The organism is Pseudomonas sp. FSO-7 (genome assembly GCF_059579345.1).
Genome location: NZ_CM184193.1, coordinates 5,417,614 through 5,437,996, shown reverse-complemented (window position 1 = coordinate 5,437,996; position 20,383 = coordinate 5,417,614). Strand labels below are relative to the sequence as shown.

Sequence of the window (20,383 nt, the reverse complement as noted above, 5' to 3'; positions counted from 1 at the left end):
GCTGGATCGTCTTATTTTTTGTCGCATGTGTCCAGTGTCCTGTCGTACATCGCAGGCTTAGGCTCTGTTGGATAACCACGTCCAACAATAACCAAAGGTGAGCCATGATCCCAAGAACACTGTTCAGTCCCGAGCACGAATTGTTTCGCGACAGCGTACGAACCTTTCTCGAAAAAGAAGCCGTGCCGTACCACAGTCAGTGGGAAAAACAGGGGCATGTCGATCGCCAACTCTGGAACAAGGCGGGGGAGGCGGGCATGTTGTGCTCGCACCTTCCAGAGGCCTATGGCGGGCTGGACGCGGACTTCCTCTACAGCACGGTGGTGATCGAGGAGATCGGCCGCCTGGGGCTGACGGGGATCGGCTTCTCGCTGCATTCCGACATCGTCGCGCCGTACATCCTGCATTACGGCAGTGAAGCGCTGAAACACAAGTACCTGCCGAAACTGGTGTCCGGCGAAATGGTCACGGCCATCGCCATGACCGAGCCGGGCGCAGGTTCCGACCTGCAAGGGGTGAAGACCACGGCGGTGCTCGACGGTGATGAGTACGTCATCAACGGCTCCAAGACGTTCATCACCAATGGTTTTCTGGCGGACCTGGTGATTGTGGTCGCCAAGACCGATCCCAAGGCTGGCGCCAAGGGCACCAGCCTGTTCCTGGTGGAAGCGGGCACGCCGGGCTTCGAAAAGGGCAAGCGCCTGGAAAAAGTCGGAATGAAGGCCCAGGACACGTCGGAATTGTTCTTCCAGGATGTCCGGGTGCCAAAGGAAAACCTGCTCGGGCAGGCCGGAATGGGCTTTGCCTACCTGATGCAAGAACTCCCCCAGGAGCGCCTGACCGTCGCCATCGGCGGCCTGGCTTCGGCCGAAGCGGCGCTGCAATGGACTCTGGACTACACCCGCGAGCGCAAGGCGTTCGGCAAAACCATCGCGGACTTCCAGAACACCCGTTTCAAACTCGCGGAAATGGCCACCGAGATCCAGATTGGCCGAGTCTTCGTCGACCGTTGCCTGGAATTGCACCTGCAAGGCAAGCTGGATGTGCCGACGGCGGCGATGGCCAAGTACTGGGGCACCGACCTGCAATGCAAGGTGCTCGACGAGTGCGTGCAGTTGCATGGCGGCTACGGCTTCATGTGGGAATACCCGATTGCCCGGGCCTGGGCGGACGCGCGGGTACAGCGGATCTATGCCGGGACCAATGAAATCATGAAGGAGATCATTGCGCGGTCGCTTTGATGTCGTAGTGACTGTTAGACCACTATCGCGAGCAGGCTCGCTCCCACATTGGATTTATGTCTGACCACTCATTTGTGATCGACACACAACCCATGTGGGAGCGAGCCTGCTCGCGATGGGGCCTATGAATCAATCAAGGCGCCGGGTTCGGCTGATCCTTGTGAATCGCCTCGATCCCCGCCAGGACCTCGTCCGACAGCTTCAGGTCGAAGCTGGCGATGTTGCTGTCCAGTTGCTCCAGCGTGGTGGCGCCAATGATGTTGCTGGTCACGAACGGCTGTTGGGTGACGAACGCCAGGGCCATCTGCGCCGGGTCCAGGCCATGTTCGCGGGCCAGGGCCACATAACGGCTGCAGGCCGCTTCCGATTGCGGGTTGAAGTAACGTATGAAGCGGCTGTACAGGGTCAGGCGGCCCTTGGCGGGGCGTGCGCCGTTTTCGTATTTGCCCGACAGGAAGCCGAACGCCAGTGGCGAATAGGCCAGCAGGCCGCATTGCTCGCGAATGGCGATTTCCGACAGGCCGATCTCGAAGCTGCGGTTGAGCAGGTTGTACGGGTTCTGGATCGACACCGCCCGCGGCCAGCCACGGGCCTCGGCCGAGGCGAGAAACTTCATGGTGCCCCACGGTGTTTCGTTGGACAGGCCGATATGGCGGATCTTGCCAGCGCGGACCTGCTCGTCCAGGGCTTCAAGGGTTTCCTCCAGCGGGGTGAACGTTTCGTCGGCCATGTGCTGGTAACCCAGTTGGCCAAAGAAGTTGGTGCTGCGTTCCGGCCAGTGCAGTTGGTAAAGATCGATCCAGTCGGTCTGCAGGCGCTTGAGGCTGGCGTCCACGGCCTCGACGATGTGGCGGCGGTTGTGCTTGAGATTCTTGTCGCGGATGTAGTCGATGGTGTTGCCGGGGCCGGCGATCTTGCTCGCCAGGATCCAGTCGGCGCGGTCGCCGCGGCTCTTGAAGTAATTGCCGATGTAGCGCTCGGTGGTGGCGTAGGTCTCGGCCTTGGGGGGCACCGGGTACATCTCGGCGGTGTCGATGAAATTGATGCCGGCACCCTTGGCACGTTCGATCTGGGCGAAGGCCTCGGCCTCGCTGTTCTGCTCACCCCAGGTCATGGTGCCGAGGCACAGGGCACTCACGTTCAGATCGGTACGGCCTAGCTGGCGATAGTCCATCGGGAACTCCTTGGGCAAAACAATCATAAAAGCAGGTTGAAATATTTTTCGCAATCTGCATAATTGCGCACCTCTTTCTGCAGTGGAAGTGATGCGCCGCCGCCGAAGAATCTTGCCGTTGAACGGACGCGCCGACCCGAGCCCCCGAAAGCGTCTGTATCCGGCTGCCTTTGACTTGTCAAAGTACGCACTATTCAGTAAGATCCGCCGTCTAATTTACAGGGCGGCCCCTGAGGCTATAAAGAATGAAAACTTTTACTGCTAAACCGGAAACAGTAAAGCGCGACTGGTTTGTCGTCGACGCTGCTGGTCAGACCCTGGGTCGTCTGGCCACCGAAATCGCGAGCCGTCTGCGTGGCAAGCACAAGCCTGAGTACACCCCTCACGTTGACACCGGTGACTACATCGTCGTGATCAACGCTGAGCAAGTACGTGTTACTGGCGCTAAAACCACTGACAAAATGTACTACTCCCACTCCGGTTTTCCTGGCGGCATCAAGTCGATCAACTTTGAAAAGCTGATCGCCAAAGCCCCTGAGCGCGTGATCGAGACCGCGGTTAAAGGCATGCTGCCTAAAAACCCACTGGGTCGCGACATGTATCGTAAGCTGAAGGTTTATGCGGGCGCTGCTCACCCTCATACTGCTCAGCAGCCCCAAGAACTGAAGTTTTAACGGAATAGTTCATTATGTCGGCGACTCAAAATTACGGCACTGGCCGTCGCAAGACTGCAACCGCACGCGTTTTCCTGCGTCCGGGCACTGGTAACATCTCCATCAACAACCGCTCCCTGGATAACTTCTTCGGCCGCGAGACTGCCCGCATGGTAGTTCGTCAGCCGCTGGAACTGACCGAGACCGTCGAAAAATTCGACATCTACGTCACTGTTATCGGTGGTGGTGTAAGTGGTCAAGCTGGCGCAATCCGCCACGGCATCACTCGCGCCCTGATGGATTACGACGAGACTCTGCGTGGTGCTCTGCGCAAAGCCGGCTTCGTAACTCGCGATGCTCGCGAAGTTGAACGTAAGAAAGTCGGTCTGCGTAAAGCGCGTAAGCGTCCGCAGTACTCGAAGCGTTAATTTCGCTTCCGCTTTCAAAAGGCGCCCAGTTCCTCACGGAGCTGGGCGTTTTTTTATGGGCAAAAGAATTGCTCTGTGACAACTTGCCACATTCGTAGAGCCCCTATACTACAAGGCCTGGCGGTTTGGCCGCTTGGTAATTACCTTGTCAGAATTGGGGGTTTTCATTACCATTCGGCAAAATTTTTATAAGTTCAGATTTTTACTTAGTAGACGCCTGATCTAACAGGCCACAAAGCTGATGGGAGAGGACTGAATGAGCAATGACGGCGTGAATGCAGGCCGGCGTCGCTTCCTGGTAGCAGCCACATCCGTGGTGGGTGCTGCAGGAGCGGTGGGGGCTGCGGTCCCGTTCGTGGGGTCATGGTTTCCCAGCGCCAAGGCGAAAGCCGCAGGTGCACCGGTGAAAGTGAATGTCAGCAAGATCGAGCCAGGCCAGCAGATGATTGCTGAGTGGCGCGGCCAGCCGGTGTTCATCGTCCGCCGTACAGAGGAAATCCTGGGAAATCTGAAAAAGATCGAGGGTCAGTTGTCCGATCCGACCTCCAAGAACTCGACGCAACCGACCTATGTCGATCCGGAAACCCGTTCGATCAAGCCTGAGGTCCTGCTGCTGATCGGGATCTGCACGCACCTGGGTTGCTCGCCAACGTTCCGTCCTGAAGTGGCCCCTGCCGACCTGGGCAAGGACTGGGTCGGTGGTTATTTCTGCCCTTGCCACGGCTCCCATTACGACCTGGCCGGTCGCGTCTACAAGTCGCAGCCTGCACCTCTGAACCTGCCAGTTCCCCCGCATTCCTATGAGACCGATGAGATCATTGTCATTGGCGTCGATACGGAGAAAGCGTGATGAGCAAACTAATGGATTGGGTTGATGCGCGCTTTCCCGCGACCAAAATGTGGGAAGACCATCTCAGCAAGTACTACGCTCCGAAGAACTTCAACTTCTTCTACTTCTTTGGCTCCCTGGCACTGCTCGTTCTGGTCAACCAGATCGTCACCGGTGTCTGGCTGACCATGAGCTACACCCCGTCAGCGGAAGAAGCGTTCGCCTCCGTCGAATACATCATGCGCGACGTCGAGTACGGCTCGATCCTGCGTCTGCTGCACTCCACTGGCGCTTCGGCGTTCTTCATCGTGGTCTACCTGCACATGTTCCGTGGCTTGCTCTACGGTTCGTACCAGAAGCCTCGTGAGCTGGTGTGGGTCTTCGGCATGCTGATCTACCTGGCGCTGATGGCCGAGGCCTTCATGGGTTACCTGCTGCCGTGGGGCCAGATGTCCTACTGGGGCGCCCAGGTGATCATCTCGCTGTTCGGTGCGATCCCGGTCATCGGTGACGACCTGACCCAGTGGATTCGTGGTGACTACCTGATCTCGGGCATCACCCTGAACCGCTTCTTCGCCCTGCACGTGGTCGCCCTGCCGATCGTGATCCTTGGCCTGGTGGTGCTGCACATCCTCGCGCTGCACGAAGTCGGTTCGAACAACCCGGATGGCGTGGACATCAAGAAACACAAGGACGAGAACGGCGTACCGCTGGATGGCATCGCCTTCCACCCGTACTACACCGTGAAAGACATCGTCGGCGTGGTGGTCTTCCTGTTCATCTTCTGCTCCATCGTGTTCTTCTTCCCGGAAATGGGGGGCTACTTCCTCGAGAAGCCGAACTTCGAGCAGGCGAACGCGTTCAAGACCCCTGAGCACATTGCCCCGGTCTGGTACTTCACGCCGTTCTACGCGATTCTGCGGGCGATTCCGGACAAGCTACTGGGCGTTATCGCCATGGGCGCGGCCATCGCCGTGCTGTTCGTCCTGCCGTGGCTGGACCGCAGCCCCGTCAAGTCGATGCGCTACAAAGGCTGGTTGAGCAAGATCTGGCTCGTGGTGTTCTGCATCTCGTTCGTGATCCTGGGCGTGCTGGGCGTATTGGCACCGACACCAGGGCGCACGCTGCTGTCGCAGGTTTGCACCTTCCTTTACTTCGCCTACTTCATTCTGATGCCGTTCTACACCAGGCTCGAGAAGACCAAACCGGTTCCGGAAAGGGTGACTGGCTGATGAAAAAGCTATTTTCTGTACTGATTCTTGCTGCTTTGCCCGTACTGTCCTTTGCGTCCACGTCGAGTGGGCCGGAACTGGAAAAGGTCGACATCGACGTTTCCGACAAAGCGGCCATGCAGGACGGCGCTCGTACGTTCGCCAACTATTGCATGGGCTGCCACAGCGCCAAGTTCCAACGCTACGAGCGCGTGGCTGATGACCTGGGCATCCCTCATGAGCTGATGCTCGAGAAGCTGGTGTTCACCGGCGCCAAGCTGGGCGATCACATGAACATCGGCATGCAGCCTGCGGACGCCAAGACCTGGTTCGGCGCCGCGCCGCCGGATCTGACCCTGGTCGCCCGTGTACGTGGCACCGACTGGCTCTACGGTTACCTGCGTTCGTTCTACGAAGACCCTGCACGTCCTTGGGGCGTGAACAACAAGGTCTTCCCGAACGTCGGCATGCCCAACGTTCTGGTCGGCCTCCAGGGGCGTCAGGTGGTAGGCTGCAAACAGGTTCAGATCGTTGAAGACGGCAAAAAACAATTCGATCCGCTGACCGGCTCCGCTTTGACCCATGAAGCCTGCGACCAGCTGACCGTATTGCCGAACACCGGCAGCCTGACCCCGGAGCAGTTCGACGAGAAGGTCAAGAACCTGGTGACCTTCCTGGCCTATTCGGCCAACCCGGTGAAGCTGGAGCATCAGCGCATCGGTACCTATGTATTGCTGTACCTGGCGTTCTTCTTCGTATTCGCTTACCTGCTCAAGCGTGAATACTGGAAAGACGTGCATTGATAAAGCTGTAAGCCATTGCTGTTAATCGTGCGCGCCCAAGGGCGTCTCTAGACATGTAACGAGCCTGGCCCGCCAGGTGTTACGGGAGACGCCCTCTGGGCGCGCTCGTTTTTCCGTTTTTCGATAATTTCAACAAGCGAGGAGGATCGCCATGGGCGTGACCAATCGGTTGGCCTGTTACTCCGACCCCGCCGACCACTATTCCCACCGGGTACGCATCGTACTGGCAGAGAAGGGTGTCAGCGCCGAGATCATTTACGTCGAAGCGGGTCGTCAGCCGCCGAAGCTGATCGAAGTGAACCCTTACGGCAGCCTGCCCACGCTGGTCGATCGTGACCTGGCGTTGTGGGAGTCGACCGTGGTGATGGAATACCTGGATGAGCGTTATCCGCATCCACCTTTACTGCCGGTTTATCCTGTCGCGCGTGCCAATAGTCGTTTGCTGATCCATCGCATCCAGCGTGACTGGTGCGGGTTGGTGGATCTGATCCTGGATTCCCGGACCAAGGAGCCGGCGCGGGTCGTGGCGCGCAAGGAATTGCGTGAAAGCCTGACGGGCGTATCGCCGCTGTTCGTCGACAAGCCGTTTTTCCTCAGTGAGGAACAAAGTCTGGTGGATTGCTGCCTATTGCCCATACTCTGGCGTTTGCCGATTCTGGGTATCGAACTGCCGCGGCCTGCCAAGCCGCTGCTTGATTATATGGAGCGCCAATTTGCGCGTGAGGCATTCCAGGCGAGTCTGTCTGGCGTCGAACGCGACATGCGCTAAGGCTTAGGGAGCCGCTATGAACTCCAGTCGACCTTATCTGGTCCGCGCGCTCTACGAGTGGATTGTGGACAATGATTGCACCCCGCACATGCTGGTCAATGCCGAGTTTCCGTCGGTGCAGGTGCCGCAGGGTTTTGCCAATGATGGGCAGATTGTCCTGAACGTGTCGCCAGCCGCTGTGCGTCACCTGCATATGGATAATGACGCCGTCAGCTTTGAAGGGCGCTTCGGTGGTGTGCCACACACCTTGTACGTGCCTATTGCTGCGATCCTGGGGATTTATGCCCGGGAGAATGGCCAGGGCATGGTGTTTGAGCTGGAAGCGCCGCTGGACGGTGAAGAAGAGTTCGAACCGGATGATGACCTGCCGCCACCGGATGACGAACCGCCGCGTCCTAGCGGGCGGCCGAGTCTGAAAGTGGTGAAATAGCGGGTTGTGCTAAAGGCTATCCGGTCATGGACTGGGTGAAAGCCTGGCAGCTTGGTTAGGAAAATGCCTGTGTCGTGAGATGCGGGCATTTTTTTGTGGTGTCATGGTTTGTGTGTATATCCGTTGCTGCGGTAACGGATATACACGCCGACACCAAAAAACGAAGCCCAAAAAAACGGCGCTTTCCATCTCTGAAGAAGCGCCGTTTTTCTTGGATAACTGAAGTATCAGTCAATGTACTCAAACAACTTGACGATTTTCTGCACCCCGGACACACCCTGTACCAAGTTGGTCGCCTGCGCGGCCTCTTTCTTGGTCAACAAGCCCAGCAGATAGACAATGCCGTTCTCGGTCACGACCTTGATGCGCGAACCAGGAATGCTGGCGTCGGTGAGCATCTGGGTCTTGATCTTGGTGGTCAGCCAGGCGTCATTCTGGCGTGCCAGCAGCGAGGAAGGTTGCAGGACCTGCAGCTCGTTGTGCACGGTCTTGACCCGCTGCACGGCGCTGGCTTCCAGCTCGGCCTTGGCCTTGAGGTCGGCACGCGGGGTCTGGCCGGCCAACAGCACGACGCCGTTGAAGCTGGTAACGACGATGTGCGAGTTGTTGTCCAGGTCCGGGTCGGCCTTGGCGATGTTCACGCCGACCTTGGTTTCAATCAGGGAGTCGTCGATCTTGCTGCCGAAGGTGCGGGTGCCGCGGTCGTCTTCAATCGGCTTTTCCCGGCTGGCGTTAACCACCGATGTGCAGCCGCTGATGCCGAGGCATAGGGTCAGGGCCAGAAGGCCTAGGCGATTAGGGGTCATTCTTCACTCCCGAACAGTTGGCTGTCGATCAAGTCGCAAAGGCAGTGGATCGCCAGCAGGTGGACTTCCTGGATACGTGCGGTGACATTGGCCGGTACGCGGATCTCGACGTCTTCGGGCAATAGCAGTGACGCCATGCCGCCGCCGTCACGACCGGTCAATGCTACGACAATCATTTCGCGATCATGTGCGGCCTGGATCGCTTGAATAATATTCGCCGAGTTGCCGCTGGTGGAAATCGCCAGCAACACATCGCCGGGTTGGCCCAGGGCGCGGATCTGTTTGGAGAAGACTTCGTTGTAGCTGTAGTCGTTGGCGATCGAGGTGATCGTCGAGCTGTCGGTGGTCAGGGCGATCGCCGGCAGGCTCGGGCGTTCGCGCTCGAAGCGGTTGAGCAGCTCCGAGGAGAAGTGCTGGGCGTCGCCGGCCGAGCCGCCATTGCCGCACGAAAGCATCTTGCCCTCGTTGAGCAAGGCGTTGACCATCACTTGGCTGGCTTGCTCGATGTGCGGTGCAAGTACGTCCATCGCCTGTTGCTTGGTGTCGATACTGGCCTGAAAAAGCTGGCGAATTCGCGATTGCATGTCCATCTGTGTGACCTTAAGTAGCGCGGCTTATGGGCACAAACATGTGCGGCGCGCAAAGCAAAGAGCAAAAAAGTTAGGTGAAGGTGTCCGGCTCGGCATGGCGCTCAACTGTCGAAGGCGTTCTGCAGCCAGTTCAACTGGGCGGCGTTGCTGTCGATGGCAACCACGTCGAAGCGGCAGGGGTAATCGGCCCAGCGAGATTCGCGTTGCAGGAAATACTGCGCGGCGAACACCAGCTTCTGGCGCTTGCGCTCGTCAATGCTGTCGAGCGCGCCACCCCATTGGGTATTTTTTCTGTAGCGGACTTCGACGAATACTACTGTATCGCCGTCAAGCATGACCAGATCAAGCTCGCCGCGTTTGCACAACCAGTTCTGCGCCACCAGCCGCAGGCCGTGTTGCTGAAGATGCGCGAGGGCCTGGCCCTCGGCATCCCGTCCGCTTTGCTGGCGTGATCGGTCAGGCATCAGCGCTGGGTGTCCGGCAGGCGCTGCACTTGGCCGTTGACGAACTCGGCCCATGGCAGTTGACGCTGTACGCGCTGGGTGGGAGACACGGCCAGGCTGCCCGACAGGCCTTCGATGCGGCTGTCCGGCAAGGTCTTGAGCTGGCCCAGGCGCGGCGCCAGGCGATAGGCATCCGCGCCCATCGCGTACAACCGACCCAGGCTGCCACCCGCTTGGGGCCACTGCGCGGTGACCTGCTTGCGCAGTGGGTCATTGGCATCGAGCAACCACGGGGTTTCGCAGAAGCGGATGCCGCTCATGTCGTTGTACTGATTCTGGTCGCCGCTGGCGCTGAACACCGAGGACGTCGCGTAGACCGGCACGTCGCCGGCGTACTGGAAGTTCAGGGTCGGCTTGATCTGCTGGGCCTGCTGCGGTGTCGAGGCCAGGAAGATGAACTCGATGTCCTGGCGACGGGACGGCTGGGCTGCGACCGTGGTGCCAACGGTGCTTTGCAGGCTCTTGGCGCGACCTTCACTCTGGCGCAGTTGGAACATGTCGGCGATCTGCTGGGCCAGTTGGACCGGCTGGTCAACACGTTCGATCGTGACGATGGTGCCGCCGTTGGCCTGCCAGTCCTGGCTGAAGGCCTTCAGTACGCGGTCGCCCCATTCGCCTTTCGGTACCATGGCGGCGGCGCGGTGCAGGCCATCGGCGCGGGCGCGACGGGACACTTCGCGAGCTTCATCCTCGGGGGCCAGGCCGAACTGGAACAGTTGCGGTGGCCCTTGTTCGCCTTCGCTGTAGTTCAGCGCCAGGGTGGTGATAGGCAATTGCGGGCGGGTGCTGATCTGTTTGACCAGGGGTTTTTCCAGCGGCCCGATGACCAGTTGCACGCCATCGGCCTGGGCCTTGCGATAGAACTCGTCCATGGAGGTCAGGCTGGCGCTGTCATAGAACTGGATGCTTGGCGGCGTCTGTCCGGCCTGCTGGGCCTGGTAGTGCGCGGCCATGAAGCCCTCGCGCAAGGCCTTGGCAACCGCGGCCAACTGGCCACTCTGGGGCAGCAGCAGGGCGATCTTGCTCAGTGGCTGGCTGGCCAGTTCCTTGAGCTTGACCAGGGGCGTCGGCAGTTGCAGGGCGGCAGGGTGCTTCGGGTTCTGTTCGCGCCAGTGGTCGATGGCCGCCTGCTGCTGTTCCAGGGTGCCAGCGGTCTTGACGGCCTGGGCCAGGCTCAGCCAGCCGCCGAGGTCGTCGTTGGAGGCAGGCTGCAACTGGTCGGTGGGCAGCGAGGCGATCAGCGCCCAGATGGCTTCGTGGTTTTTTGCCGCGGCGTCGTTCTCCAGCAGGGGCGCGATGAAGATGCGCTCCTTGGCGGCGGCCAGGGTCTGGCCATCGGCCTCGAGGGCACGGGCGCGGACGGTACCCGTGCGGACCTGCTGCTCCACCGGCATTTCGCTCAGGTGTTGCAAGCTTGGATGGCTCAGGGCAGTCAGCGCGGCCTTGGGCTGGTTACGGGTCATCGCCAGTTCCGCCGACAGCGTGCTGGCGAAAATCTGCTGGCCGGGCTTGAGTTGTTCCATCGGCACTTGCTGCAAGATCTGTGCGGACTGGCCGGCATTGCCCTGGCGGTAGGCCAGGTCTGCAGCGCTCAGGCGCAGCAGGGCGGCTTTTTCCGGGGTTTTGCTTTGGGCGGCCTGTTCGAGCAACTGCTCGATACTGGCATCCGGGGTCCGTGGAAGTTCGCCAAGGCTGGACGAGGGCGAGCTGGCGCAGGCCGCCAGGAGGGCAGCGAGGCAGAGGGCGGAGAGCAGCCGCAGGCAAGCGATCATGTAAGTGTTCCTGATACGAGATCAAATTAGCGTCGAATTGTACCCAAGCACTGGCCGGGGCGCGATGTTAGTGGTGTGAATCGATCAATTTAGGTATTTCAAAGGGTGCTGCGCAGCACAAAAGACGCTACTCACTCAGGTGGTGACACTCACCACAATGGCTGATGTGAACAACCGAGATGGCTGGCACACGCTACAATGGCGGTTTTTACGATCATGAGGTGCGCGTTTTGACTGCTCCAGGTGCTTTGAATTCCGCTGCCGGCTCGCTTTATGTGGTGGCGACGCCCATCGGCAACCTGGACGATATCAGTGCCCGGGCGCTGAAAATCCTGCAGGAGGTTGCGCTGATCGCGGCTGAAGACACGCGCCACTCCCAGCGCCTGCTGCAACATTTCGGCATCTCCACGCCGTTGGCGGCCTGTCATGAGCACAATGAGCGGGACGAGGGCAGTCGTTTCATTACCCGGCTGTTGGCGGGCGATAACGTCGCGCTGATTTCCGATGCGGGTACGCCGTTGATTTCCGACCCCGGCTATCATCTGGTGCGCCAGGCCCGGGCGGCCGGTATCAGCGTGGTACCGGTGCCGGGGGCTTGCGCATTGATCGCGGCGCTGTCGGCGGCAGGCCTGCCGTCGGACCGTTTCATCTTCGAAGGTTTCCTGCCGGCCAAGGCGGTGGGGCGGCGGGCGCGCCTGGAAGCTATAAAGGAAGAACCGCGCACGCTGATCTTCTATGAGGCGCCGCACCGCATCCTGGAGTGCCTGCAAGACATGGAGCTGGTGTTCGGCCCCGAGCGCCAGGCCCTGCTGGCCCGGGAGTTGACCAAGACCTTTGAGACTCTCAAGGGCTTGCCGTTGGCGGAGCTGCGTGCCTTCGTCGAAAGCGACAGTAACCAGCAACGCGGCGAGTGCGTCGTGCTGGTGGCGGGCTGGACGCCGCCGCAAAGCGAGGACGCCGTCAGCAGCGAGGCGATGCGCGTCCTGAACCTGCTGCTCGAGGAAATGCCTCTCAAGCGCGCCGCGGCCCTTGCGGCACAGATCACCGGCGAGCGCAAGAATGTGCTGTATCAAGTCGCGCTGGAAAAACAGAAAGACCAGTGAAACCGGGACACGGTGCTGGCCCGGGGCTTTTAGCGCTTGTTCTTCAAGCGCTCTACCGTTAACCTTCGCGGCGGAGAGTCGATCGGACAGTCGCTGCCCTCTATGAGAATTAGGGGGGGGAGGAAAGTCCGGGCTCCATAGGGCGAAGTGCCAGGTAATGCCTGGGAGGCGTGAGCCTACGGAAAGTGCCACAGAAAATAACCGCCTAAGCGTTTCGGCGCCGGTAAGGGTGAAAAGGTGCGGTAAGAGCGCACCGCACGGCTGGCAACAGTTCGTGGCTAGGTAAACCCCACTTGGAGCAAGACCAAATAGGGTCCCAAGGCGTGGCCCGCGCTGGGACCGGGTAGGTTGCTAAAGATGTCCAGTGATGGCCATCGTAGACGAATGACTGTTCAAGACAGAACCCGGCTTACAGATCGACTCTCCACCTTTTCCCTTCCTGCCGGAATCACTGGCAGACGCAGTTCCTAATACCAAAAAAATCTTACTCTTAATAAATCACTTTAACTTGTGCGCGCAGTTCCCTGTGCTGCCTCATGTTGGGGCGAATTTTCCTACGTCAGATTCTTGTTACCCCTCCTGAAACGCTCCTAAATCTCCGATCTATAAGGCTTTTCCTTCATTACGCGCCTTGACGGTGCGGTGGGCGCATTCCTATAGTGTGCGCAAGTGGCGGAAAGTGGCATGAAGTGGGTTTTTTTGAAGGTAAAACGCCAAAAAGTGGAGAAACGCTGACGTGTTTCGCGGAGCTAACGCTATCAGTCTCGATGCAAAAGGCCGGCTCGCCATGCCCAGCCGGTATCGTGACGAGCTCGTTTCGCGAAGTTCGGGGCAGTTAATCGTCACGATCGACGCCGTTGACCCATGTTTGTGTGTTTACCCTCTGGATGAGTGGGAAATCATCGAAACCAAACTGCGCGCACTGCCTTCGTTGCGTGAAGAAAACCGCCGTCTGCAGCGCTTGCTGATCGGTAACGCCGTCGACCTCGAGCTCGACGGCAGTGGTCGTTTCCTGGTGCCGCCGCGCCTGCGCGAGTACGCGAAGCTGGACAAGCGCGCGATGCTGGTGGGCCAACTGAACAAGTTCCAACTGTGGGACGAAGATGCCTGGAATGCGGTTTCTGCCGCTGACCTCGCTGCTATTCAACAACCGGGCGCCATGCCTGATGAACTGCGTGATTTGATCCTGTGACTATTGATAGCGGCTTTAACCACATCACCGTACTGCTTGACGAAGCCGTCGAGGCTCTCGCCGTACGTCCTGATGGCTGCTATCTGGACGGCACGTTCGGGCGTGGCGGACACAGCCGGTTGATTCTCAGCCAGCTCGGTCCGGGCGGCCGGTTGCTGGGGTTCGACAAGGATCCTCAAGCGATTGCCACCGGGCAAGCGCTGGCGGCCGAAGACGGCCGCTTTGTCGTTGTGCAGCGCAGCTTTGCCGAGCTGGGCGCGGAAGTCGCCGAGCGCGGCTTGGCCGGCAAGGTCAGTGGCGTGCTGCTCGATCTGGGCGTGTCGTCGCCACAACTGGACGACCCGGAACGCGGCTTCAGTTTCCTCAATGACGGCCCGCTGGACATGCGCATGGACCCGTCCCGTGGGATCAGCGCCGCCGAATTCGTCAACACTGCCCCGGTGGAAGAAATCGCCCGTGTCTTCAAGGAATACGGTGAAGAACGTTTCTCCGGTCGCATGGCCCGCGCCGTGGTCGAGCGCCGCGACATCAAGCCCTTCGAGCGCACCGGCGACTTGGCCGAGGTGCTGAAAGTGGCCAATCCGGCCTGGGAAAAGGGCAAGAACCCGGCGACCCGGGCATTCCAGGGCTTGCGTATCCACGTCAATAACGAACTGGGCGATCTGGAAGTGGGTCTCGAAGCGGCGCTTGAAGCGCTGGAGATCGGCGGTCGCCTGGTGGTGATCAGCTTCCATTCCCTGGAAGACCGCATCGTCAAGCTGTTCATGCGCAAGCTCACCAAGGGTGAAGCCGATAACCTGCCGCGCAACCTGCCGGTGCGTTTCGAAGCCTTCGTGCCGAAAATCAAGATCCATGGCAAAGCGCAGTTCGCTTCCGAAGCCGAACTCAAAGCCAACCCACGCGCCCGTAGCGCCGTCATGCGCGTCGCGGAGAAGTTGCGGTGAGCAAGCTCTTCGCCAAGCCCCTGCCCGGCGGCAGCTTTTTCATGCTGCTGCTGTTTATCGGCGTGCTCGTGTCGGCCATCGCCGTGTCCTATAGCGCGCACTGGAACCGGCAGTTGCTCAATACCCTTTATAATGAACTCAGCGTGCGCGACAAGGCGCAGGCCGAGTGGGGCCGGTTGATCCTGGAGCAGAGCACCTGGACGGCCCATAGCCGCATCGAAGTCTTGGCCACCGAACAGTTGAAAATGCGCATTCCCGGTGCCGCCGAAGTGCAGATGGTGGCGCCATGATGAAACTCGAAGGGGCGCTGTTTCCGTGGCGGTTTCGTCTGGTCCTGGGCTTGCTCGGGATCATGGTGGCGGCGATTTCGTGGCGCATCATCGACCTGCAGGTCGTCGACCGTGACTTCCTCAAGGGGCAGGGCGATGCCCGCAGTGTGCGGCATATTCCGATCCCGGCTCACCGTGGCCTGATCACCGACCGCAATGGTGAACCCCTGGCCGTGAGTACCCCGGTGACCACCCTGTGGGCCAATGCCAAGGAAATGCAGCAGGCCAAGGAAAAGTGGCCGGCACTCGCCGCCGCCCTCGGGCAGGATCCCAAGGCGCTGGCCGAGCGCCTCGAAGCCCAGGCCAACAAAGAATTCATTTATCTGGTGCGCGGGTTGACGCCCGAGCAGGGCCAGAGCGTGCTCGACTTGAAAGTACCCGGTGTCTACGGCATCGAAGAGTTCCGGCGTTTCTACCCGGCCGGTGAAGTCACCGCCCATATGGTCGGGTTCACCGACATCGATGATCGAGGGCGGGAGGGTGTCGAACTGGCCTATGACGAATGGCTCGCCGGGGTCGCCGGCAAGCGCCAGGTCATCAAGGACCGGCGCGGCCGGCTGATCAAGGATGTCCAAGTCACCAAAAACGCCAAGGCCGGCAAGCCCTTGGCGTTGTCCATTGACCTGCGCCTGCAATACCTGGCTAACCGCGAGCTGCGCAATGCCATCGTCGAGAACGGTGCCAAGGCCGGCAGCCTGGTGATCATGGACGTGAAGACCGGCGAGATCCTGGCGATGGTCAACCAGCCGACCTACAACCCGAACAACCGTCGCAACCTGCAACCGGCGATGATGCGCAACCGTGCGATGATCGACGTGTTCGAGCCGGGTTCGACCATGAAGGCCGTGTCCATGGCCGCCGCCCTGGAAACCGGGCGCTGGAAGCCGAGCGACACCGTCGAGGTGTACCCGGGTACCCTGCAGATCGGCAAGTACACCATCCGCGACGTGTCCAAGACCGAAGGCCCGGTGCTCGACCTGACCGGCATCCTGATCAACTCCAGTAACGTCGGCATGAGCAAGATCGCCTTCGATATCGGCGGCGAAACGATCTATCGCCTGGCCCAGAAAATCGGCCTCGGCCAGGACACCGGTCTGGGCTTCCCGGGGGAGCGTGTCGGCAACCTGCCGAACTATCGTGACTGGCGCAAGGCTGAAACCGCCACGTTGTCCTACGGCTACGGTGTTTCCGTGACTGCGATCCAGCTGGTCCACGCGTTTTCCGCACTGGCGAACAATGGGCGCATGGCGCCGCTGACCCTGATCAAGACCGACAAGGCGCCGCAGGCCACCCAGGTGATCCCGGAAAACGTCGCCAAGACCATGCAGGGCATGCTGCAACAGGTGATCGAGGCGCCGCGCGGCGTCTATCGCGCCCAGGTGCCGGCCTACCACGTGGCAGGCAAATCGGGTACGGCCCGTAAAACCTCCGTGGGCACCAAAGGCTATGCCGAGAATTCCTACCGTTCGCTGTTTGCCGGTTTCGGCCCGATGAGCGACCCGCGCTACGCCATCGTCGTGGTCATCGACGAACCGAGCAAGGCGGGCTACTTCGGTGGCCTGGTCTCGGCACCGGTATTCAGCAAAGTGATGTCCGGCACCCTGCGCCTGATGAACATTACTCCGGATAACCTGCCGCCGACCCAGCAGGCCAATAGCGCACCGGTCGTTCCCTTGAAAGCCGAAGGAGGGCGTGGCTGATGTCCCTGAGCCTGAACAAGATTTTCGCCCACGCCGGTCACGATCTGCTGATTCGTGAATTGGCCCTGGACAGCCGCAATGTACGTGCCGGGGACTTGTTCCTGGCGGTGCCGGGCGCCCGTGTCGATGGTCGCGACCATATCGCCGACGCCCTGAAGCGTGGCGCGGCTGCCGTGGCTTATGAAGTGCAAGGCGCCACGGTGCTGCCAATCACTGATGTGCCATTGATCCCGGTCAAGGGCCTGGCGGCGCAGCTGTCGGACATCGCCGGGCGTTTTTATGGCGACCCGAGCCGTCACCTGAACCTGGTGGGCGTGACGGGGACAAACGGCAAGACCAGCGTGACCCAACTGGTGGCCCAGGCATTGGACCTGCTCGGCCAGCATTGCGGCATTATCGGTACCTTGGGCAACGGTTTTCATGGCGCGCTGGAAAGCGGCCTGCACACCACGCCGAACCCGATTGCCGTGCAAGCGACCCTGGCGGACCTGAAGAAGGCCGGTGCCAAGGCCGTTGCGATGGAAGTCTCGTCCCATGGCCTGGACCAGGGGCGTGTGACGGCGCTGGCATTCGATGTAGCGGTATTGACCAACCTGTCCCGGGACCACCTGGATTACCACGGCACCATGCAGGCCTACGGCGAAGCCAAGGCCAAGCTGTTTGCCTGGAATGATTTGAAGTGCCGGGTCATCAACCTCGATGACGAATTCGGTCGGCAACTGGCCGCCGACAAGCGCGAATCCCGGTTGATCACCTATAGCCTGGAAGATACCAGTGCCTACCTTTATATACGTCAGGCGCAGTTCGACGACGAAGGTGTGCGTGCCACGCTGGTCACGCCCCAGGGCGAGCACCATCTGCGCAGCACCTTGCTGGGTCGCTTCAACCTGAGCAACGTATTGGCGGCCATCGGCGCCTTGCTCGGCCTGGACTACGCGCTGGACGAAATTCTCAAGGTGTTGCCAAAACTGGAAGGGCCAGCCGGGCGCATGCAGCGCCTGGGCGGTGGGGCTCAACCGTTGGTGGTGGTCGATTACGCCCATACCCCCGACGCGTTGGAAAAAGTCCTCACGGCCCTGCGTCCTCACGCCAAGGGCAAGTTGCTGTGCCTGTTCGGCTGCGGTGGCGATCGTGATCGCGGCAAGCGCCCGCTGATGGCCGAAGTTGTGGAGCGGCTGGCTGACGGTGTGCTGGTCACCGACGACAACCCGCGCAGTGAAGATCCGCAGCGGATTTTCGACGACATCCGCGCCGGTTTTACCGCTGTGGATAACGTCACCTTCGTCGCCGGTCGCGGCCAGGCCATCGCCCAGCTGATCGCCAGCGCCTCGGCGGACGATGTCATCGTCCTGGCCGGCAAGGGCCACGAGGACTATCAGGAAATCAACGGCGAACGCCAGGCTTTCTCCGATCTGGTGGAAGCCGATCACGCCCTGACCGCGTGGGAGGTGGCCCATGCTTAAGGCCCTGAAACTCAGCGAACTGACCAACGCCCTGAATGCGCGCCTCATTGGCGCGGACGCCAGCTTCGACGGTGTCAGCATCGACAGCCGGGCGATTGCGCCGGGGCAATTGTTCGTCGCCCTGGCCGGGCCGCGTTTCGATGGCCATGATTACTTGAACGAGGTCGCGGGCAAAGGTGCGGTCGCGGCCCTGGTCGAGCGGGAAGTGAGCAACAGTACGTTGCCGCAATTACTCGTCAACGACACTCGCCAGGCCCTGGGCCAGCTCGGTGCGCTGAACCGTGCGGCGTATGGCAACCCGGTCGCGGCCATCACCGGCTCCAGCGGCAAGACCACGGTCAAGGAAATGCTTGCCAGCATCCTGCGCACCCGCGGTCTGGTGCTGGCGACCCGTGGCAACCTGAACAACGACCTCGGCGTGCCGCTGACCTTGCTGGAACTGGCGCCGGAACACAGCGCCGCCGTCATCGAACTGGGGGCTTCGCGGCTCGGCGAGATTGCCTACACCGTGGCCATGACCAAGCCTCATGTGGCGGTGCTCAACAACGCCGGGACCGCCCACGTCGGCGAGTTCGGCGGCCCGGATAAAATCGTCGAGGCCAAGGGCGAGATCATCGAAGGGCTGGATGCCAATGGCGTCGCCGTGCTGAATCTCGATGACAAAGCTTTCGAAATCTGGAAGACCCGGGCGGGCGAGCGCAAGGTGCTGACGTTTGCCTTGAGCAACCTCGCCGCGAATTTCTACGCCAGCGACCTGGACCGGGATGCCCGCGGCTGCCCGGCCTTCAACCTGCATGGCCCGGATGGCGCCGAGCGGGTCCAGTTGAACCTGCTGGGCACCCATAACGTTGCCAACGCCCTGGCCGCGGCGGCTGCCGCCCATGCCCTGGGCGTGTCGCTGCCGGGCATCGTCGCCGGATTGAACGCCGTGCAGCCGGTCAAGGGGCGCTCCGTCGCGCAACTGGCCAACAACGGCATGCGCGTGATCGACGACACCTACAACGCCAACCCGTCGTCCATGTGCGCGGCCGTGGACATCCTCGCCGGTTTCTCCGGCCGTACCGTGCTGGTGCTGGGGGATATCGGTGAATTGGGCGAATGGGCGCAACAGGGGCATCACGACGTCGGTGCCTATGCACGCGGCAAGGTCGATGCGCTGTATGCGGTCGGCCCGATGATGGCCCATGCGGTCGCCGCGTTTGGCGAACACGCGCGGCATTTCACCACTCAAGCCGAACTGATCCAGGCCCTGGGCGCCGAGCAGGACCCGAACACCACCTTATTGATCAAGGGTTCACGCAGCGCAGCGATGGAAAACATCGTCGCCGCGCTGTGCGGCACCACCACGGAGAAACATTAATGCTGCTGCTGCTAGCGGAGTACCTGCAACAGTTCCACAAAGGCTTCGCGGTCTTCCAGTACCTGACCCTGCGCGGGATCCTGGGTGTGCTGACCGCGTTGTCATTGTCGCTGTTCCTGGGCCCGTGGATGATCCGCACCCTGCAGAACCTGCAGATCGGCCAGTCGGTCCGTAACGACGGTCCGCAATCGCACCTGTCCAAATCCGGTACGCCAACCATGGGCGGCGCGCTGATCCTGTCGTCCATCGGCATCAGCACCTTGCTCTGGGCCGACCTGGCGAACCGTTACGTCTGGGTCGTGTTGCTGGTGACCTTGTTCTTCGGCGCTATCGGCTGGGTCGACGACTACCGCAAGGTCATCGAGAAAAACTCCCGCGGGCTGCCAAGCCGCTGGAAGTATTTCTGGCAGTCGGTGTTCGGCCTCGGCGCGGCGATCTTCCTTTATATGACCGCCGCCTCGCCAGTGGAGACCACCCTGATCCTGCCGATGCTCAAGGACTACAGCATCCCGCTGGGCGCAGGTTTCATCGTGCTGACCTATCTGGTGATCGTCGGTTCGAGCAACGCGGTCAACCTCACCGACGGCCTCGACGGCCTGGCGATCATGCCGACGGTCATGGTCGGCGGCGCGCTGGGGATCTTCTGCTACCTGTCGGGTAACGTGAAATTCGCCGAATACCTGCTGATCCCTTATGTGCCGGGGGCGGGCGAGCTGATCGTGTTCTGCGGTGCGCTGATCGGTGCCGGCCTGGGTTTCCTGTGGTTCAACACCTACCCGGCGCAAGTCTTCATGGGCGACGTTGGCGCGTTGGCGCTGGGCGCGGCCCTGGGCACCATCGCCGTCATCGTTCGCCAGGAAATCGTCCTGTTCATCATGGGCGGTGTGTTCGTGATGGAGACCCTGTCAGTCGTCATTCAGGTTGCTTCCTTTAAATTGACCGGCCGCCGCGTATTCCGCATGGCGCCGATCCACCACCACTTTGAACTCAAGGGCTGGCCCGAGCCGCGTGTGATCGTCCGTTTCTGGATCATCACCGTGATTCTGGTGCTGATCGGCCTTGCCACCCTGAAGCTGAGGTAGA

The 20,383-nt window shown here is 60.7% G+C and carries 21 protein-coding genes and 1 other RNA gene; 17 read left to right on the top strand and 5 right to left on the bottom strand.

Translation table 11 applies throughout. The features are described 5' to 3' along the window. The first annotated feature begins 104 nt into the window (after positions 1–104). The gene (locus AC515T_RS23720; protein ID WP_487753716.1) at positions 105–1,241 is read left to right on the top strand and encodes an acyl-CoA dehydrogenase family protein; all 1,137 of its coding nucleotides are present in this window, start codon (positions 105–107) and stop codon (positions 1,239–1,241) included. Positions 1,242–1,374: 133 nt separating this feature from the next. Here the strand turns inward: AC515T_RS23720 and AC515T_RS23715 are convergent, their stop codons facing one another. Further along, entirely contained in the window at positions 1,375–2,415 is a 1,041-nt protein-coding gene (locus tag AC515T_RS23715) for an NADP(H)-dependent aldo-keto reductase (protein WP_496530240.1), read from the bottom strand. Between the two features lie 245 nt (positions 2,416–2,660). Between AC515T_RS23715 and rplM the strand changes: the two genes are divergently transcribed. The 7 genes from rplM (at position 2,661) to AC515T_RS23680 (ending at position 7,538) form a co-directional block, all read left to right on the top strand. Then, complete coding sequence (rplM, locus tag AC515T_RS23710; RefSeq protein WP_003205365.1) at positions 2,661–3,089, top strand: 50S ribosomal protein L13; 429 nt, start codon at positions 2,661–2,663, stop codon at positions 3,087–3,089. A 14-nt stretch (positions 3,090–3,103) separates the two neighbouring features. Next, a complete protein-coding gene (gene rpsI, locus AC515T_RS23705; RefSeq protein WP_003205364.1) occupies positions 3,104–3,496 on the top strand; it encodes a 30S ribosomal protein S9 in 393 nt (130 codons plus the stop codon). Between the two features lie 256 nt (positions 3,497–3,752). After that, the gene (petA, locus tag AC515T_RS23700; RefSeq protein WP_150633468.1) at positions 3,753–4,346 is read left to right on the top strand and encodes a ubiquinol-cytochrome c reductase iron-sulfur subunit; all 594 of its coding nucleotides are present in this window, start codon (positions 3,753–3,755) and stop codon (positions 4,344–4,346) included. After that, positions 4,346–5,557, top strand: coding sequence for a cytochrome b (locus tag AC515T_RS23695; RefSeq protein WP_030138561.1), 1,212 nt, complete (start codon positions 4,346–4,348; stop codon positions 5,555–5,557). Before petA ends, AC515T_RS23695 begins: the two co-directional genes overlap by 1 nt. Next, positions 5,557–6,339, top strand: coding sequence for a cytochrome c1 (locus tag AC515T_RS23690; RefSeq protein ID WP_496530239.1), 783 nt, complete (start codon positions 5,557–5,559; stop codon positions 6,337–6,339). Before AC515T_RS23695 ends, AC515T_RS23690 begins: the two co-directional genes overlap by 1 nt. Before the next feature lie 151 nt (positions 6,340–6,490). Continuing rightward, the gene (locus AC515T_RS23685) at positions 6,491–7,108 is read left to right on the top strand and encodes a glutathione S-transferase N-terminal domain-containing protein (protein ID WP_003178195.1); all 618 of its coding nucleotides are present in this window, start codon (positions 6,491–6,493) and stop codon (positions 7,106–7,108) included. Between the two features lie 16 nt (positions 7,109–7,124). Continuing rightward, on the top strand, positions 7,125–7,538 hold the full coding sequence (locus AC515T_RS23680; protein ID WP_003205360.1) for a ClpXP protease specificity-enhancing factor: 414 nt from the start codon (positions 7,125–7,127) through the stop codon (positions 7,536–7,538). Positions 7,539–7,765: 227 nt separating this feature from the next. On the opposite strand, the gene AC515T_RS23675 is transcribed toward AC515T_RS23680, so the two are convergent. The 4 genes from AC515T_RS23675 to AC515T_RS23660 all read right to left on the bottom strand — a co-directional run bounded on the left by AC515T_RS23675 (position 7,766) and on the right by AC515T_RS23660 (position 11,209). Further along, complete coding sequence (locus tag AC515T_RS23675; RefSeq protein WP_496530238.1) at positions 7,766–8,344, bottom strand: BON domain-containing protein; 579 nt, start codon at positions 8,342–8,344, stop codon at positions 7,766–7,768. After that, a complete protein-coding gene (locus AC515T_RS23670; protein WP_007928463.1) occupies positions 8,341–8,934 on the bottom strand; it encodes a phosphoheptose isomerase in 594 nt (197 codons plus the stop codon). Before AC515T_RS23670 ends, AC515T_RS23675 begins: the two co-directional genes overlap by 4 nt. A gap of 101 nt (positions 8,935–9,035) precedes the next feature. Further along, positions 9,036–9,398, bottom strand: a complete 363-nt coding sequence (locus AC515T_RS23665) for a YraN family protein (RefSeq protein WP_060740748.1) — start codon at positions 9,396–9,398, stop codon at positions 9,036–9,038. Further along, entirely contained in the window at positions 9,398–11,209 is a 1,812-nt protein-coding gene (locus AC515T_RS23660) for a penicillin-binding protein activator (RefSeq protein WP_496530237.1), read from the bottom strand. Before AC515T_RS23660 ends, AC515T_RS23665 begins: the two co-directional genes overlap by 1 nt. Positions 11,210–11,439: 230 nt before the next feature. On the opposite strand from AC515T_RS23660, the gene rsmI reads away from it, so the two are divergent. From rsmI to mraY, 9 genes are all read left to right on the top strand, one after another. Beyond that, a complete protein-coding gene (rsmI, locus tag AC515T_RS23655; RefSeq protein WP_496530236.1) occupies positions 11,440–12,312 on the top strand; it encodes a 16S rRNA (cytidine(1402)-2'-O)-methyltransferase in 873 nt (290 codons plus the stop codon). A gap of 74 nt (positions 12,313–12,386) precedes the next feature. Next, positions 12,387–12,740: RNase P RNA component class A (gene rnpB, locus AC515T_RS23650), an RNA gene on the top strand. A 308-nt stretch (positions 12,741–13,048) separates the two neighbouring features. Further along, complete coding sequence (gene mraZ / locus AC515T_RS23645; RefSeq protein WP_003205355.1) at positions 13,049–13,504, top strand: division/cell wall cluster transcriptional repressor MraZ; 456 nt, start codon at positions 13,049–13,051, stop codon at positions 13,502–13,504. Then, a complete protein-coding gene (gene rsmH / locus AC515T_RS23640) occupies positions 13,501–14,448 on the top strand; it encodes a 16S rRNA (cytosine(1402)-N(4))-methyltransferase RsmH (protein WP_496530235.1) in 948 nt (315 codons plus the stop codon). The genes mraZ and rsmH overlap by 4 nt, the downstream gene beginning before the upstream one ends. After that, a complete protein-coding gene (gene ftsL / locus AC515T_RS23635; protein WP_003178214.1) occupies positions 14,445–14,738 on the top strand; it encodes a cell division protein FtsL in 294 nt (97 codons plus the stop codon). The genes rsmH and ftsL overlap by 4 nt, the downstream gene beginning before the upstream one ends. Further along, complete coding sequence (locus AC515T_RS23630; protein ID WP_496533186.1) at positions 14,738–16,477, top strand: peptidoglycan D,D-transpeptidase FtsI family protein; 1,740 nt, start codon at positions 14,738–14,740, stop codon at positions 16,475–16,477. Before ftsL ends, AC515T_RS23630 begins: the two co-directional genes overlap by 1 nt. Next, positions 16,477–17,940, top strand: a complete 1,464-nt coding sequence (locus AC515T_RS23625; RefSeq protein ID WP_496530234.1) for a UDP-N-acetylmuramoyl-L-alanyl-D-glutamate--2,6-diaminopimelate ligase — start codon at positions 16,477–16,479, stop codon at positions 17,938–17,940. Before AC515T_RS23630 ends, AC515T_RS23625 begins: the two co-directional genes overlap by 1 nt. Beyond that, positions 17,933–19,300 (top strand): UDP-N-acetylmuramoyl-tripeptide--D-alanyl-D-alanine ligase, encoded by a 1,368-nt coding sequence (locus tag AC515T_RS23620; RefSeq protein ID WP_496530233.1) that lies wholly within the window; start codon positions 17,933–17,935, stop codon positions 19,298–19,300. The genes AC515T_RS23625 and AC515T_RS23620 overlap by 8 nt, the downstream gene beginning before the upstream one ends. Continuing rightward, positions 19,300–20,382, top strand: a complete 1,083-nt coding sequence (gene mraY, locus AC515T_RS23615) for a phospho-N-acetylmuramoyl-pentapeptide-transferase (protein WP_053124966.1) — start codon at positions 19,300–19,302, stop codon at positions 20,380–20,382. The genes AC515T_RS23620 and mraY overlap by 1 nt, the downstream gene beginning before the upstream one ends. The last annotated feature ends 1 nt before the right edge of the window (position 20,383 follow it).